At 45.4% G+C, this 13,471-nt stretch carries 16 protein-coding genes; 13 read left to right on the forward strand and 3 right to left on the reverse strand.

Annotated features, from left to right (window positions below):
• Positions 1-99 precede the first annotated feature (99 nt).
• The 4 genes from metX (at position 100) to rdgB (ending at position 3,171) form a co-directional block, all read left to right on the forward strand.
• Positions 100-1,260: a homoserine O-succinyltransferase MetX gene (gene metX, locus VXP95_RS01710; protein ID WP_064094823.1), complete on the forward strand. Its 1,161-nt coding sequence runs from the start codon at positions 100-102 to the stop codon at positions 1,258-1,260.
• A complete protein-coding gene (gene metW / locus VXP95_RS01715; protein WP_004278415.1) occupies positions 1,260-1,853 on the forward strand; it encodes a methionine biosynthesis protein MetW in 594 nt (197 codons plus the stop codon). The genes metX and metW overlap by 1 nt, the downstream gene beginning before the upstream one ends.
• Complete coding sequence (locus VXP95_RS01720) at positions 1,850-2,440, forward strand: tetratricopeptide repeat protein (RefSeq protein ID WP_191730370.1); 591 nt, start codon at positions 1,850-1,852, stop codon at positions 2,438-2,440. The genes metW and VXP95_RS01720 overlap by 4 nt, the downstream gene beginning before the upstream one ends.
• A gap of 104 nt (positions 2,441-2,544) precedes the next feature.
• Positions 2,545-3,171, forward strand: coding sequence for an RdgB/HAM1 family non-canonical purine NTP pyrophosphatase (gene rdgB / locus VXP95_RS01725; RefSeq protein WP_416711269.1), 627 nt, complete (start codon positions 2,545-2,547; stop codon positions 3,169-3,171).
• Positions 3,172-3,338: 167 nt separating this feature from the next.
• On the opposite strand, the gene VXP95_RS01730 is transcribed toward rdgB, so the two are convergent.
• Positions 3,339-4,217 (reverse strand): permease, encoded by an 879-nt coding sequence (locus tag VXP95_RS01730; RefSeq protein WP_416705518.1) that lies wholly within the window; start codon positions 4,215-4,217, stop codon positions 3,339-3,341.
• Positions 4,218-4,403: 186 nt separating this feature from the next.
• Between VXP95_RS01730 and tatA the strand changes: the two genes are divergently transcribed.
• The 4 genes from tatA to VXP95_RS01750 all read left to right on the forward strand — a co-directional run bounded on the left by tatA (position 4,404) and on the right by VXP95_RS01750 (position 8,254).
• Positions 4,404-4,622 (forward strand): Sec-independent protein translocase subunit TatA, encoded by a 219-nt coding sequence (gene tatA, locus VXP95_RS01735; RefSeq protein ID WP_416711270.1) that lies wholly within the window; start codon positions 4,404-4,406, stop codon positions 4,620-4,622.
• A gap of 9 nt (positions 4,623-4,631) precedes the next feature.
• A complete protein-coding gene (tatB, locus tag VXP95_RS01740) occupies positions 4,632-5,045 on the forward strand; it encodes a Sec-independent protein translocase protein TatB (protein WP_416711271.1) in 414 nt (137 codons plus the stop codon).
• The gene (tatC, locus tag VXP95_RS01745; RefSeq protein WP_416705517.1) at positions 5,042-5,818 is read left to right on the forward strand and encodes a twin-arginine translocase subunit TatC; all 777 of its coding nucleotides are present in this window, start codon (positions 5,042-5,044) and stop codon (positions 5,816-5,818) included. The genes tatB and tatC overlap by 4 nt, the downstream gene beginning before the upstream one ends.
• Positions 5,819-6,013: 195 nt before the next feature.
• Positions 6,014-8,254 carry a PhoX family protein gene (locus tag VXP95_RS01750; protein WP_416711273.1) on the forward strand — a complete coding sequence of 747 codons (2,241 nt, stop codon included), beginning with the start codon at positions 6,014-6,016 and terminating at the stop codon, positions 8,252-8,254.
• 53 nt (positions 8,255-8,307) lie between these two features.
• Here VXP95_RS01750 and VXP95_RS01755 read toward each other — a convergent pair whose 3' ends face one another.
• Complete coding sequence (locus VXP95_RS01755) at positions 8,308-9,087, reverse strand: NRDE family protein (protein WP_416705515.1); 780 nt, start codon at positions 9,085-9,087, stop codon at positions 8,308-8,310.
• A gap of 93 nt (positions 9,088-9,180) precedes the next feature.
• Between VXP95_RS01755 and lgt the strand changes: the two genes are divergently transcribed.
• The 3 genes from lgt to VXP95_RS01770 all read left to right on the forward strand — a co-directional run bounded on the left by lgt (position 9,181) and on the right by VXP95_RS01770 (position 10,854).
• On the forward strand, positions 9,181-9,990 hold the full coding sequence (lgt, locus tag VXP95_RS01760; RefSeq protein ID WP_064094832.1) for a prolipoprotein diacylglyceryl transferase: 810 nt from the start codon (positions 9,181-9,183) through the stop codon (positions 9,988-9,990).
• Positions 9,991-10,082: 92 nt separating this feature from the next.
• The gene (locus VXP95_RS01765; protein ID WP_416711274.1) at positions 10,083-10,475 is read left to right on the forward strand and encodes a hypothetical protein; all 393 of its coding nucleotides are present in this window, start codon (positions 10,083-10,085) and stop codon (positions 10,473-10,475) included.
• Positions 10,468-10,854, forward strand: coding sequence for a hypothetical protein (locus VXP95_RS01770; protein WP_144724541.1), 387 nt, complete (start codon positions 10,468-10,470; stop codon positions 10,852-10,854). Before VXP95_RS01765 ends, VXP95_RS01770 begins: the two co-directional genes overlap by 8 nt.
• 15 nt (positions 10,855-10,869) lie before the next feature.
• Here the strand turns inward: VXP95_RS01770 and VXP95_RS01775 are convergent, their stop codons facing one another.
• A complete protein-coding gene (locus VXP95_RS01775) occupies positions 10,870-11,382 on the reverse strand; it encodes a CHAP domain-containing protein (RefSeq protein ID WP_416680435.1) in 513 nt (170 codons plus the stop codon).
• 409 nt (positions 11,383-11,791) lie between these two features.
• Between VXP95_RS01775 and VXP95_RS01780 the strand changes: the two genes are divergently transcribed.
• Entirely contained in the window at positions 11,792-12,283 is a 492-nt protein-coding gene (locus VXP95_RS01780) for a lipocalin family protein (protein WP_416711275.1), read from the forward strand.
• 180 nt (positions 12,284-12,463) lie between these two features.
• A complete protein-coding gene (thyA, locus tag VXP95_RS01785; protein ID WP_144724539.1) occupies positions 12,464-13,306 on the forward strand; it encodes a thymidylate synthase in 843 nt (280 codons plus the stop codon).
• Positions 13,307-13,471: the final 165 nt, after the last annotated feature.

Here is a 13,471-nt window from a genome sequence, read left to right on the forward strand (position 1 = left end):
ATTAGCAATAATCCATAGCATTAAAAAGACTTTAGAAGGATACCTGCAAATGGTATCCTTTTATTATTCATACTCAAGATTTTAAGGCGAATCCCTCCCGTGTCTTTTCCAGCTGACTCAGTGGGCATTGTTGTCCCACAAAAGTTCCAATTTGAAGAGCCGTTAGAGCTTGAATGCGGTCGCATCCTTCCCCGTTTTGAACTGATGGTTGAAACTTACGGCGAACTCAATGCCGATAAGTCCAATGCTATTTTGATCTGCCATGCGCTTTCCGGGCATCACCATGCTGCAGGCTATCATCATGAAGATGATAAAAAACCCGGCTGGTGGGATTCATGTATTGGCCCCGGCAAAGCCATTGATACGTCAAAATTCTTTGTGGTTTCACTGAATAATATTGGTGGCTGTAATGGCTCTACCGGCCCGACCTCACCCAATCCTGAACATGATAACCGTCCTTATGGCCCGGATTTTCCACTAGTTACGGTTCGCGACTGGGTCAAAACCCAGGCCCTGCTCTCTGACCGTTTAGGGATTGATACCTGGGATGCCATCATTGGCGGTTCACTGGGTGGCATGCAGGCATTGCAATGGTCCGTGGATTATCCAAACCGTTTAAGAAAATGCGTGATCATTGCCAGCGCTCCAAAGCTTTCTGCACAGAATATTGCCTTTAACGAAGTGGCACGTCAGTCGATTTTGTCAGACCCGGATTTCCATAATGGTCGTTATCTGGAAAATGACAGCTATCCAAAACGTGGCCTGATTCTGGCGCGTATGGTGGGCCATATTACTTACCTGTCCGAAGAGGCCATGAAGCAGAAGTTTGGCCGCGATTTGAAATCAGGCAAATTTATGTATGGTTTTGACGTTGAATTTCAGGTCGAAAGCTATTTGCGTTATCAGGGCGAGCAGTTCAGTCGTAACTTCGATGCCAATACCTATCTGATCATGACCAAGGCACTGGATTACTTTGATCCGTCGCGTGAATATGAACAGTCGCTTAAAAAAGCCATGGCCAATACCCAGTGCAAGTTCCTTGTAGTGTCATTCACCACTGACTGGCGTTTTACCCCTGCCCGCTCACAGGAAATCGTGGATGCCTTGATCAGCAACCACAAACCTGTCAGCTATCTGGATATTGATGCGGAACAAGGTCATGACTCCTTCCTGTTCCCGATTCCGCTCTATGTAAAATCTTTGCGTGCATTTCTCGGGGGTGAAGAACACCTTAAAGCAACACCGAAGGAGACCATATAATGCGTATCGATCAACAACTCGCTGAAAAGTGGATCAAGCCGGGTTCTAGCGTACTCGACCTTGGTTGTGGTGACGGTGAACTGCTGGCACAAATGAGCAAAAAGCACGATATTCGTGCATACGGATTAGAAATTGATCAGGAAAAGATTGCAATTGCAGTCAGTCGCGGGTTAAATATCATCCAGCAAGACTTAAACCTCGGCTTAAGCCGCTTTGCTGACCAGTCTTTTGACAATGTGGTCATGGCACAAGCTTTGCAAGCTGTAGATGCGCCTGACGTATTATTACGTGATATGGTGCGTGTGGGGAAACAGGCCATTATTACCTTCCCGAACTTTGCGCATTGGAAGACTCGTTCTTTCTTGGCAATCAAAGGGAGAATGCCGGTTTCTGAAGCCTTGCCGTATATGTGGTATAACACCCCGAATATCCACTTATGTACATTTCGTGATTTTGAAGCACTTTGTGCGGAAAATAATATCAAAATTATTAATCGACTCGCTGTGAATGGGAATCAAGAAGATAGTTTGCTGAGCAAGCATCTCCCTAATCTATTTGGTGAAGTCGCAATTTATCGAGTGAGCGCGCTATGAAAAAATTATTATTAAGTACGACGCTACTGGCGGGACTTTTTGGCATGCAAGCCCATGCAGATTATGTTGCACCTAGTCCATCTGTTGCCAGTCAAGCGGCTCAGTATTCCATCATGGATATCAACAGTCTGACCAAAGCAGCGAAAGCTGGTCAGGCCGGTGCACAGTTTTATCTGGCCACCAAATACCAGTATGGTAAAGACATTCAAAAAGATGAACGACAGGCTTTTGCCTGGTATAAAGCTGCTGCGGATCAAGGTCTGGCAGTTGCACAGCTGAATGTTGGCCGTATGCTGGCCGATGGTATTGGCACCAGAAAAGATGAAACGCTGGCACGTCAGTATTTTGAAAAAGCCGCTAGCCGTGGCGATAACCGTGCCAGCTTTAACCTGGCAATGATGGAAGAGAAAAAGAAAAACTATATGGGTGCTTACCAATGGTATGAACTGTCTACCCGTGATGGCATGCTCGACAATAAGGTGATTACGCTATCGGAAGGCAGAAAAACTGCCTTGGCGGCGAATTTAACCCAAGAGCAGATCCGTCAGGCACGTGACCGTGCCGACAGATGGATTCAGGCACAATAAGCTGAATGGTATAAATAGCACCTTCGGGTGCTTTTTTATTGCCGCAAATTCTTCATCCATTGCTAAAATAGCACCCATTCTTTATCTAATAATGAGTTTTTGACATGGCTGCAACTGACTGGTTATCCCAAGGTACACTGGTATTGGCGAGTAATAACAAAGGTAAAATTGCCGAGTTTGAAAAACTGTTTGCCGAGCTGCAACTGCCGGTTGAAGTCGTGGCCCAGGGAAAATTGAATATCGAAGATGCGATCGAAGATGGTCTAAGCTTTGTCGAAAATGCGATTATTAAGGCACGTCATGCTTCTAAAATTTCCGGAAAACCTGCTATTGCAGATGATTCAGGCATTTGTGTGCCGGTTCTCGGAGGCGCTCCCGGCATTTACTCGGCTCGTTATGCCGGTGAGCATGGCAACGATGCCGCCAATAATGAAAAACTGCTGGCCGATCTCAAATCCTTACGCCAAGAGGGTGAAGCAATTGAGGGTATGTTTGTTTGTGTACTGGCACTGGTCCAACATGCCGAAGATCCCTTACCGCAAGTCTTTCAGGGTATCTGGCACGGGGAAATTCTGGAAGCTGCGCGTGGTGAAAATGGTTTTGGCTATGACCCCTTGTTCTGGTTACCAGAACTGGGAATTTCCAGTGCAGAAATGAGCAAAGAAGAAAAGAATAAAATCAGTCATCGTGGTCAGGCGATGCAGTTGTTCAAGGCAAGTTTGGCGAAGTAAGTTCCGCCTCTCATTACCCCCTCTCCCTTTGGGAGAGGGCTGGGGTGAGGGATTTTTAAAATACACCTCTCCCTAACCCTCTCCTTAAAGGAGAGGGAAAATCATCCTTCTAAAGCTTTTACATCCTCTCTAACTCTCTCTAGGGGTGAGAGAACCTTTTTATGTTTTTATAATCCCGGCATCAATACATGCACGACTGCCCCATATAAGGCAATCAAGATCGCGCTGGCCAAAGTCCCCGAAGCAATATATTTGGCGGAATGGCCTGTTCCCTGATAATGGGTTTCCAGTGCCACAATATTGGCCGCAGGCGGCAATAAAAAGAACATCAGCATTACCGCATAAGTCAGCGTCTGCTGCGGAATAGGTAAATAATAAGCGGCAACACACAGCAAAACCGCAAACAGCCCTCTATAAAAAATCAGTTGCAGACTACGCATTAAATCGAAGCGGCTGATCCGCACATTGCTCAGCCACATTCCCAGCACACACATGCCGCTAAAAGTCACCAGCACTTTATTGGCCTGATACAGTATCTCTATCCAAGGCACTTGCTGCCAGTGACTCAAATCCCAAAATGATAATAGAGCTGCCACCGACAGTGCCACCACAGGTGGTGAGAGCAGTACATTTTTTAAAATATAGCCACTATCTTGTCTGGCTTCACTGACTGCCATTACCGCACAGACATTGCCAAACAAGGAACCACCGATGTATAGGGCCACCACGGTACTGGTCGCTTGCGGGCCAAAAACTGCCAGTGCAAAAGGAATCCCCAGCCACGCCCCGTTTAAATAGCTCAAACATAAGGCACGCAGTTTATTTTTCAGGGTGAAATAAAACAAGGCAAAGAATACGCAGGAACAGAAAAAGCTGAAGGCAATCAGCCACAAACTGCCCTCTTGGTAAAACACCATATTGTAGATAATCAGTACTGGAATCAGTACTCGCGCCAATAAAGCAGCCAAAAAAGGTCGAATCGGTTTTAAATATTGCACCCCCCAATAACCAGTCAAAAAAGACAGGAGGGGAAGAATCAAGGCCATGACAATGCTGCTGAGATTTTCATATCAGGCTGTATGCTAGCACAGTATGTTTTTCATTGAATTACGAAATTTTTTATATGAGTGATTCATTCCCCTGCTGCCGTGTCGGCAAACTGTCATCAAAGCGTCACTCCACTGTCATACAAGCCTGCTGAGATAGGTGCATGAAATATAGAGGATAAACTAATGGCAGGATTATCAATTTGGCATGTGCTGATTTTTGCAATTGTGGTGATTTTATTATTTGGCACATCCAAGCTTAAAAATCTGGGTAAAGACGTGGGCGGCGCGATTAAAGACTTTAAAAAATCAGTCAAGGATGAAGAGGCTGAACAGGCCAAGCTTGCAGAGCCACGTACCATTGATGCCCAGGTCAAAACCTCTGAACATTCAACTAAAAGTTAAGAGTTCGTTATGCTCAATATTGGAATGACCGAGCTGCTGATTTTCGGAATTATTGTACTTTTGGTTCTTGGGCCAGACAAGCTTCCGGAAGCAGTACGTTTTGTCGGAACATGGTACGGCAAGATCAAGCGTATGGTGAGCAATGTTCAGAATGACCTTGATCGTGAATTACGCCTGTCCGAATTGCGTGAACAGATGCAAGCTGAAATGCAACGGATTCAGGAGCTGGAAGCCAGGATGCAGGCACAAATGGCAGATTTACAGCAGCCGATTGCAGCTGATCAACTAAAAATAAAACCTCAGTCTGCTCAGCCCTTGCTCAGCTATCAGCCGGTGCAACAGCCCGTATCCTTCGTGTATTTACCTCAAACTCAAAACGTAATGTCTAAACCTTGCTATACAGATATAAAGGTGGCCGTATGACAACCTTGCCAACTACACCAGCTTCCAATGATGCTGCAGCGCTGAATCTGGAACAGATGCCAATCACCCAGCATTTGGTGGTATTAAGAAAGCATCTTTTTAAAGTGGTTGTGATCCTGATTGGCCTGTTTTTCTGTCTACTGCCCTTTGCCAATCAGACTTATCAAAGGCTGTCTGAACCACTACGGGCACAATTACCCGCCAGCTCGACCATGATTGCCACGGATGTCACCGCAACCTTCATGGCACCGTTTAAGCTGAACTTCTTTGTCGCGCTGATGATCGCGATGCCGTTTATTTTGTATCAGCTCTGGAGCTTTATTAAGCCTGCACTGTATGCCAGGGAAAAGAGTCTGGCCTTGCCACTTTTGGTCGGCAGTATCGTACTGTTTTATACCGGCATCAGCTTCGCCTATTTTGTGGCATTACCTTCGATACTGCATTTTTTTATCAGTGTTTCGCCGGAAACTGTGGCCCCGATGACCGATATCAACAGTTATCTCAGCTTCTGTTTAAAGCTGTTTCTGGTGTTTGGTTTTACCTTTGAAATCCCCATTATTACCCTGGTTCTGATCCTGATTGGCGCAGTTTCAACACAGACGCTGATCGAGAAACGGCGCTTTATTATTGTAGGCTGCTTCTTTGTGGCAATGTTCGTCACACCTCCAGATGCCCTGTCGATGATTATGCTGGCTGTTCCCATGTGGCTACTGTTTGAACTGGGTTTACTGGCAGGAAAACTGATCGAAAAACGTCGTTTAAAGACCGAATAATAACAACCCGCCAAAACAAGAACTCATCTATCTGTTCAGGCAGCCTTGGCTGTCTTTTTATTTTATATAATTAATAAAACACTGATTTATTTAATTTTAATGTCATATTTTCTTAAGATTACTGTCACATCCCAAGCTTAAGGTATTGAAAACTTCTACACCACCAAGCACTTACTTTTTAATTGGGACTTTAAAATGAAAAACGAAGATATGATACCTTGCCAGGATCTGGTTGAAGACAGTAATAATTCCAATAATACCCACTTCCAAACGATCCTGAATCAATATATGAACCGCCGTAGCTTTATTGCAAAAACAGGCAGTGGTGCCATGGCATTGGCATTTGCTGCGTCGGTCAGTGGCTGTTCAGATGACAATGACGATGATACTTCTGTACCAGAAACACCACCAGCCAATGAAAAACCAGTAGATCAGCACGCCTGGAGCGATCTGGCGCAACGTCCAAGCAAGTTCTCGTTTAAAGCGGTCAAGAAAAACACCCAGAACTTTTTTACGGTGCCAGAAGGCTATGAGTTAAATGTACTCTATGCCGTCGGCGATCCAATCAATAGCAGTGTGCCAGAAAAATTGGATACAGAACTTCCATCAGGCGCTTCTTATCAGTTCCGTGCCGGGGATAACCATGACGGCATGTCCTTCTTCGGTATGGATCCACAGAAAAAAAATTATGCTGCAAAACAGTCACAACAAGGTTTGTTGGTGCTGAACCATGAGTATCTGCAACAATCGCAGTTACACACGCCAGGCGGTACGATTACGGTAGATGGTAAACGCCCTGAAGACCAGATTTTACGTGAAGTGAATGCACACGGGGTATCGGTGGTCGAAATCCAGAAAGACCCGAACACCCAGGCCGTCAAAATCAACCTGAACTCACCATTTAACCGCCGTATTACCGCTGCCACTGAAATGGAATTACGTGGTCCGGCACGCGGTTCAGACCTGATGAAAACCCGTTTTTCGCCTGCAGGCACCCTGACGCGCGGTACCTTTGCCAACTGTGGTAATGGTTATACCCCGTGGGGAACTTATCTGACCGCGGAAGAAAACTGGAGCGGCTATTTCTCCCGTGACGAAGGCGATGTACGTACAGATGCCGAACAAGTTGCTTTGTCGCGTTATGGTCGTGGCGGTCCGGCAACCAGCCAGTATCGCTGGGATAAAACCGATGCTGAACTGACGGGTGAGCGCGATCTGTATGACCGCTGGAATATTACTGCACAGGCGGATGGCAGTGCCCTTACTGACTATCGCAATGCCATGAATACCTGTGGTTTTATTGTTGAAATTGATCCGTTCAGTGCCAGTGCCCGTCCGGTAAAACGTACTGCCTTGGGTCGTTTTGCCCATGAAGATTGCCGTTGCAGTAATCCTGTACCCGGTCAGCCGCTCGCATTCTATATGGGGGATGATGCAACCGGTGAATATATCTACAAATTTGTATCGGATGCAAAATGGGATCCTAAAGACGTCAACGGCGGTTATGCAGTCGGTGATAAATATATGGATCAAGGCACCTTATATGTCGCCCAGTTCAAGGAGGATGGTACCGGTCAATGGCTAGAACTCAGCCATGGTAAAAATGGCCTGGATGCATCAAATCCGGTGTATCCATTTAAAGACCAGGCAGATATTGTCGTGCATGCACGTCTGGCAGCCGACTATGTTCAAGCCACTAAAATGGACCGTCCGGAATGGGTAGCAGTAAACCCGGAAAATGGCGAAGTCTATGTAACGCTGACCAACAACGGTAACCGTGGGCGTGCTTACCCGACTGATGCGGCCAATCCGCGTAGCTATATTGATTTCAAGGGTTCAAGTGCCAGCAACTCAGGCAATATGAATGGTCATATCATCCGTTTTAGTGAAACTGAGAATACGGTCAATGCCACTGCATTTGCCTGGGATATCTTCCTGTTCGGTGCAGAAGCACGTGCTGCATCCAACATCAACCTGTCAGGTCTGGATGATCTAAATGACTTCTCCAGCCCGGATGGCATGTGGTTCGATCCGCGCGGGATTCTGTGGATTCAGACCGATGATGGTCAGTATACCGATGAAACCAACTGTATGATGCTGGCAGCACTGCCAGGTAAAGTAGGGGATGGAACCAAAGCGCTTGCTGCCAGCACCAAGGCAGAAGGACAAGCAACCTTTGTTGGTGCCAAGCTGAAGAATGATCGGGTTCGCCGTTTCCTCACCGGCCCATCAGGCTGTGAAATTACCGGTGTGACCATTACCCCGGACTACAAGGCGATTTTCGTCAACGTTCAGCATCCAGGGGGTACATGGCCAGCCAACCAAAGCGAGCGTTATAGCCGTTTAGGCAAAGTACCTCGCTCTGCGACTGTGGTGATTACCCGTAAAGATGGCGGTGCTATTGCGGGTGAAGCTTTGGAGCAAGCGACAGCATAAACAGCGATTGTGAAAAAATGCCGGCAGATGTCGGCATTTTTTATATCTGACACTTATTTTAGTTTGATTATTTTTTCAATAATTTGGCCTGCGGTCGCACCTTGTTGTGACTTTTCGATCCAGTGCCATTGTCCCTGCTGCATTCTCAAAAAATTGGAGCAACGGGTACCATAGGCCGGACTCTGGATAAAAGTCGAAGACAGCAGTTGTTCCATTTCCACTGAGATACCGGTATCTGGCAACAGCTCCGGAATCACCTTGCGTTCATCTTCCAAAATATCCCAGACTGCATGACACAGCTCCGCTTCTGCAATCTTTTGTTGTTGCAGCATCGGTAATAGTTCCTGGGTAAAGCGTTTCCGCAAATGCCGGGTCTTGTACCAGTCTTCACTCATCAATCCGTTTGAAACGACATAGACCCCATGGGCCAGTACGTGCGGTGCTTCCCCGCGATTGCTCATATACACCGCCTGCTGCTGGTCTCCCACAAACAGGTTAAAACCAGCATAATCACACTGTCTCTGTTCCAGATCTTGCGCGAAACGAATCGGAGTTAAGTCAGAATTTAAAAAGTCTTGAATAATATGTCCACGTGAAGTTGGATAGTATTTTTTGTCCTGTCCGTCGCGGAAATTGGTGATCACCGCCCATCTTCCTGAAGCCGTAATGCCCATCCAGGTACCACCAGACTGTAAATCTTGTCCAGCAATAATCGGACTATTTTCCCATTCATATAAGCCATGCGTGGGACGTTGATAAAACTCGTCACGATTTGAAATCAGACATACTGGGGTCTGATCCAGAACCTGCCAAGCCAGTGCCACAATACACATAATTGATGCCCTCGATCTTTACACATTGAATGTACAACATTTTTCTTTGCTTTCAGCTAAAATCTGTGCAAAACAGAATCACAAGGAACAGGAATGCTCACCTATCCAAACATTGATCCCGTTGCGATTTCGCTCGGGCCTTTGCAAGTCCACTGGTATGGACTCATGTACCTCCTGGCTTTTCTATTTGCCTGGGGACTGGCAACCTATCGCGCTAAACAGCGTGGCTGGACGCCAGATATGGTCTCGGATCTGATTTTCTTTGGTGCTTTGGGTGTAATCATTGGTGGCCGTGTAGGCTATGTTTTATTCTACGGTTTTTCCCAGTTCCTGGCCGATCCTTTATGGCTCTTCCAGATCTGGACTGGCGGCATGAGTTTCCATGGTGGCTTCCTCGGTGTGATTCTGGCCATGTTGTGGTGGTGCAAGAAATATAAGATGACCTGGTTCCAGACCCTGGATTTTATCGCACCTTGCGTGCCGACAGGGCTGATGTTTGGCCGGATTGGTAACTTTATTGGCGGTGAACTGTATGGCCGTCAGGTGACCGATCCAAACTTTGCCTGGGGCATGATTTTTCCGACCGATCCGCTGCAACTGGTGCGTCATCCATCTCAACTCTATCAGGCATTGTGTGAAGGTCTGATCCTGTTTATTGTGCTGTGGTGGTTTAGTTCCAAGCCGCGTCCGCGTATGGCAGTTTCGGCACTGTTCCTGATCGGTTACGGCTTGGCACGTTTTGTGGTCGAGTTCTTCCGTGAGCCGGACAATGGCCAGCTGTTTATTGGCTGGATGAGCAAGGGACAATTCCTGAGCCTGCCAATGATCCTGATTGGCTTGTGGATGATGTGGTATGCCTACCAGAAGAAAATTTATGACTGGGGTCCACAAAAAAACAGCTAAGAAAAGAGCTGAATTTAGCGAGGCAGAGGCCTTGCTTTTTTATATCCAAAATATGCTAAAGTGCCGATTATCTCTTCTATTCTTTCATTATTATGCTTGAGTTCTGGTTTAATCCGCAGGTATCTGTTTTCAAAAAACTGTTGATCTTTATTGTGATTGCCATGGCAGCTGCAGGCTTGTACTGGATGGAGCCGCTGCCCTTAGATGCGATTCTGATGTTTGTGGGTACCGGCATTGTTTTTCTGATTTGCCGTTACTGTAAAATCCACTTTGCCAGTAAAAATCCGACTGGTTTGCTGTATAGACTCCTGACCTGGATTCCAATTGCCTTATTGCTTGCTTTAGTTTTTATGAACATGCAGCAGGGTGAAATCCTGATTCCAGGCGCGCAGGGTATTGCCTTTATGGCTCTGGCGATTTGCCTGTTTTCTCCCCTGTCCCTGCTCAATCAGAACAAATCAGATTCGGGTTCACCCCATGCTTGAGTTCTGGTATTCAGAACGCTGTAGCCGTCAAATCAAGCTGATGGTCATTATTGCGACCTGTATCTTGATTTATGCAGCATCAACTGTGGCTCAGTTAGGTTCGGTATTTGTTGGCGTGAGTTTAGCGATTGGAATTGCTGTGCATTTACTGCACCATTCCCGTCTGAAAATTTCGAAGTCCAATCCCTATGCAAATGGCTTTAATGCCTTGAGCCGGGTCATTCCAATCATTGCCTTAATTACCCTATTCGGCTATTTGCCCGAGCAACATGCGCAATGGACAAAATTTGCTTTGGGTCTGCAATGTGTTGGTTTTACCGCGATTGGACTATTTATAGTCTCAGTCTATGAAAACCGTGCGAAACGTTTCAAAGAGTGAACTTTGCACAGTTTTTTAGAAGTATGTTTCCAGACGATAGTAACTATAGGTCAGGTTTTTGGTGCGATAGATTGCATGACTATTCTGCTTGAAGTCTGATACCCAGGCAGTTCCTGAATATGCTGCAATGTGTCCATATTTATGATTTGAGGTACGATCAATAATATAGATATCACCTTTTTTAGGGCGGTCAAAAGAAGCATTAATTTTCTTATAACCCAATTGCATCAGGGTATTTCCCCAGTCTGCAGCGGCGACCGGATGATTCACGATTTTGGCACCCGAAGATTGCAGCCCGACACGAATACTGCGCGCGCATTTTTGGGTACTGGTTCGACGGGTAATACCCTGCAAATAGCTTGTGAATTTCTCGATATTGATACGATGACCGTTGCTTGAACTTACGGCTTTATGGATAGAACCTGTTGAAGGTTTTTTGGGATTTTGTTCAGCCTTAGAACGTAATATGATGTTCGCTTGAGCAGGTGCATGTATTGCACTCATGTCCATTGGTTGATCATAAACCATGCTTTACCTTTTACTCCACGCCGTAAATATCGGCTTTCATTTGTTAATGAACGGAGAATACTAGCCGGTTAAATGTTATTTTTCACATTCAATATGTAATAAAATTTTTCTATTGTTCGTTTAATGAAACTAAACTATTATTTTTTTTCGTATTATTTTTAGGAAATTTTTTATAAAAAATAAGATTTAATTTAGTTTTTTTTAATATTAATCCCCTCAAATTAAATTATTACAATCTCAGATTTCCTCCTATATTTATTCTCTTAACTATTTATAGGCAGCGCTATTACCAATTTTACTTATCGAAAAAAAGGATAACAATTTTCTACAGGATTACATCGCTTTAAGCCTTAGCTGATGTATTAGATTGATTCAGTACAAATCATTGAAGTGAACGGAGAAGAAAAAAATGACTCAGGATTTAGCCACTGTTTCTAATTTTGATCTGGAACATTATTTAGGAACCTGGTATGAAATCGCGCGTTTGCCGATGAAGCACCAACCTGAAGACAGCACTGATATTTCTGCAGTTTATAGCCTGAATGAAGATGGTACTGTTCGGGTCCAGAATCGTTGTCTGGATGGTGCTGGAAAGCTGGATGAAGCAATTGGAGAGGCCAGTATTGTTGATGCAGAGCATGGCAAGCTGGAAGTCAGCTTCTTGCCTGAGGGTTTGCGCTGGGTGCCTTTTACCAAAGGAGATTACTGGGTGCTCAAACTGGATGAACAGTATGAAACTGCTCTGGTCGGGGAGCCGCATATGAAATATCTATGGCTACTACATCGTAAACCAACGCTGGATGAAGCCACCAAACAGCAATATCTGGCCTATGCACAATCACTGGGTTATGACCTGTCTGATCTGATTCATACCGTTCATACGGGCCAACCCACCGCTTAAAAAAAATAAATTGAACCATTCAAAGGCATCTCTCAAGGATGCCTTTTTTACTGCGCTTACTCTCTGGTTGAATCAGTTTTATCGCTATGCGGAACTACTAAAAAAAATGTTATGATGAACGCAATTTTGAGTTGCTCAGTTCAAAGAAAAGCAATTTTCAACAAATTTTAAGAGAGACCTATGCGCCAATATCTTGACCTTCTACAACATATCCTCGACCACGGCGGCGATAAAGGCGACCGTACCGGAACAGGTACACGCTCGGTATTTGGTCATCAGATGCGCTTTGATCTTTCTAAGGGATTTCCCCTACTCACCACCAAAAAAGTTCATTTCCGTTCTATCGTGATTGAACTGTTGTGGTTCCTGAAAGGTGATACCAATGTAAAGTATCTTCAGGACAACAAAGTCACGATCTGGGATGAATGGGCAACTGCGGAACAGACAGCGCGTTTTGGCCGTCCTGAAGGCGAACTTGGTCCGGTATATGGTCATCAGTGGCGTAACTTTGGCGCAACCAAAAATCCAGATGGCAGCTATAAACAGGACGGTTTTGACCAGATCCAATGGCTGATCAATGAAATCAAGACCAATCCAAATTCACGTCGTCTGATTGTCTCTGGCTGGAATCCGAATGAAGCGGGTCAAGTGGCATTACCACCTTGTCATACCCTGTTCCAGTTTTTTGTGCATAACGGCAAACTCTCTTGCCAGCTGTACCAGCGTAGTGCTGATGTGTTTTTGGGCGTCCCGTTTAACATTGCCAGCTATGCCCTGCTGACGCATATGATTGCGCAGGTCTGTGATCTGGACGTCGGTGATTTTGTCTGGACCGGTGGCGATACCCATTTATATGCCAACCACTTTGAACAAGCACAATTACAATTAAGTCGTGAGCCACTTGGCCTGTGCCAGTTAAAACTGAACCCTGAAGTCAAAGACCTGTTCGATTTTAAATTTGAAGATATTGAAATTGTCGGTTATGAATCACATCCAGGTATCAAAGCACCTGTCGCTGTTTAATATTCTTTATTATAAAGTTCCCCCTCTCCCAGGAGAGGGCTAGGGAAAGGCCTTTTACCATGCATGACGCCTCTCCCTTGCAAAATATATTCCCGGGCCTAAAGCATGAAGGCAGTCAATATAGATTTTTAACCTTTCCTTCGTACAAGTAAAACATTACACGAA

The sequence above is a fragment of the Acinetobacter sp. 226 genome, from assembly GCF_048147925.1.
GTDB lineage: Bacteria > Pseudomonadota > Gammaproteobacteria > Pseudomonadales > Moraxellaceae > Acinetobacter > Acinetobacter pecorum.

What these genes read in the sequence shown, in the direction of transcription:
- VXP95_RS01770 (WP_144724541.1), top strand. Translation starts at nt 10,468, where the DNA reads ATGCTTGAGTTCTGGTATTCAGAACGCTGTAGCCGTCAAATCAAGCTG.
- tatC (WP_416705517.1), top strand. Translation starts at nt 5,042, where the DNA reads ATGACAACCTTGCCAACTACACCAGCTTCCAATGATGCTGCAGCGCTG.
- VXP95_RS01755 (WP_416705515.1), bottom strand. Translation starts at nt 9,087, where the DNA reads ATGTGTATTGTGGCACTGGCTTGGCAGGTTCTGGATCAGACCCCAGTA.
- tatB (WP_416711271.1), top strand. Translation starts at nt 4,632, where the DNA reads ATGCTCAATATTGGAATGACCGAGCTGCTGATTTTCGGAATTATTGTA.
- thyA (WP_144724539.1), top strand. Translation starts at nt 12,464, where the DNA reads ATGCGCCAATATCTTGACCTTCTACAACATATCCTCGACCACGGCGGC.
- VXP95_RS01750 (WP_416711273.1), top strand. Translation starts at nt 6,014, where the DNA reads ATGAAAAACGAAGATATGATACCTTGCCAGGATCTGGTTGAAGACAGT.
- VXP95_RS01765 (WP_416711274.1), top strand. Translation starts at nt 10,083, where the DNA reads ATGCTTGAGTTCTGGTTTAATCCGCAGGTATCTGTTTTCAAAAAACTG.
- VXP95_RS01720 (WP_191730370.1), top strand. Translation starts at nt 1,850, where the DNA reads ATGAAAAAATTATTATTAAGTACGACGCTACTGGCGGGACTTTTTGGC.
- lgt (WP_064094832.1), top strand. Translation starts at nt 9,181, where the DNA reads ATGCTCACCTATCCAAACATTGATCCCGTTGCGATTTCGCTCGGGCCT.
- VXP95_RS01775 (WP_416680435.1), bottom strand. Translation starts at nt 11,382, where the DNA reads ATGGTTTATGATCAACCAATGGACATGAGTGCAATACATGCACCTGCT.
- tatA (WP_416711270.1), top strand. Translation starts at nt 4,404, where the DNA reads ATGGCAGGATTATCAATTTGGCATGTGCTGATTTTTGCAATTGTGGTG.
- VXP95_RS01780 (WP_416711275.1), top strand. Translation starts at nt 11,792, where the DNA reads ATGACTCAGGATTTAGCCACTGTTTCTAATTTTGATCTGGAACATTAT.
- VXP95_RS01730 (WP_416705518.1), bottom strand. Translation starts at nt 4,217, where the DNA reads ATGGCCTTGATTCTTCCCCTCCTGTCTTTTTTGACTGGTTATTGGGGG.
- rdgB (WP_416711269.1), top strand. Translation starts at nt 2,545, where the DNA reads ATGGCTGCAACTGACTGGTTATCCCAAGGTACACTGGTATTGGCGAGT.
- metW (WP_004278415.1), top strand. Translation starts at nt 1,260, where the DNA reads ATGCGTATCGATCAACAACTCGCTGAAAAGTGGATCAAGCCGGGTTCT.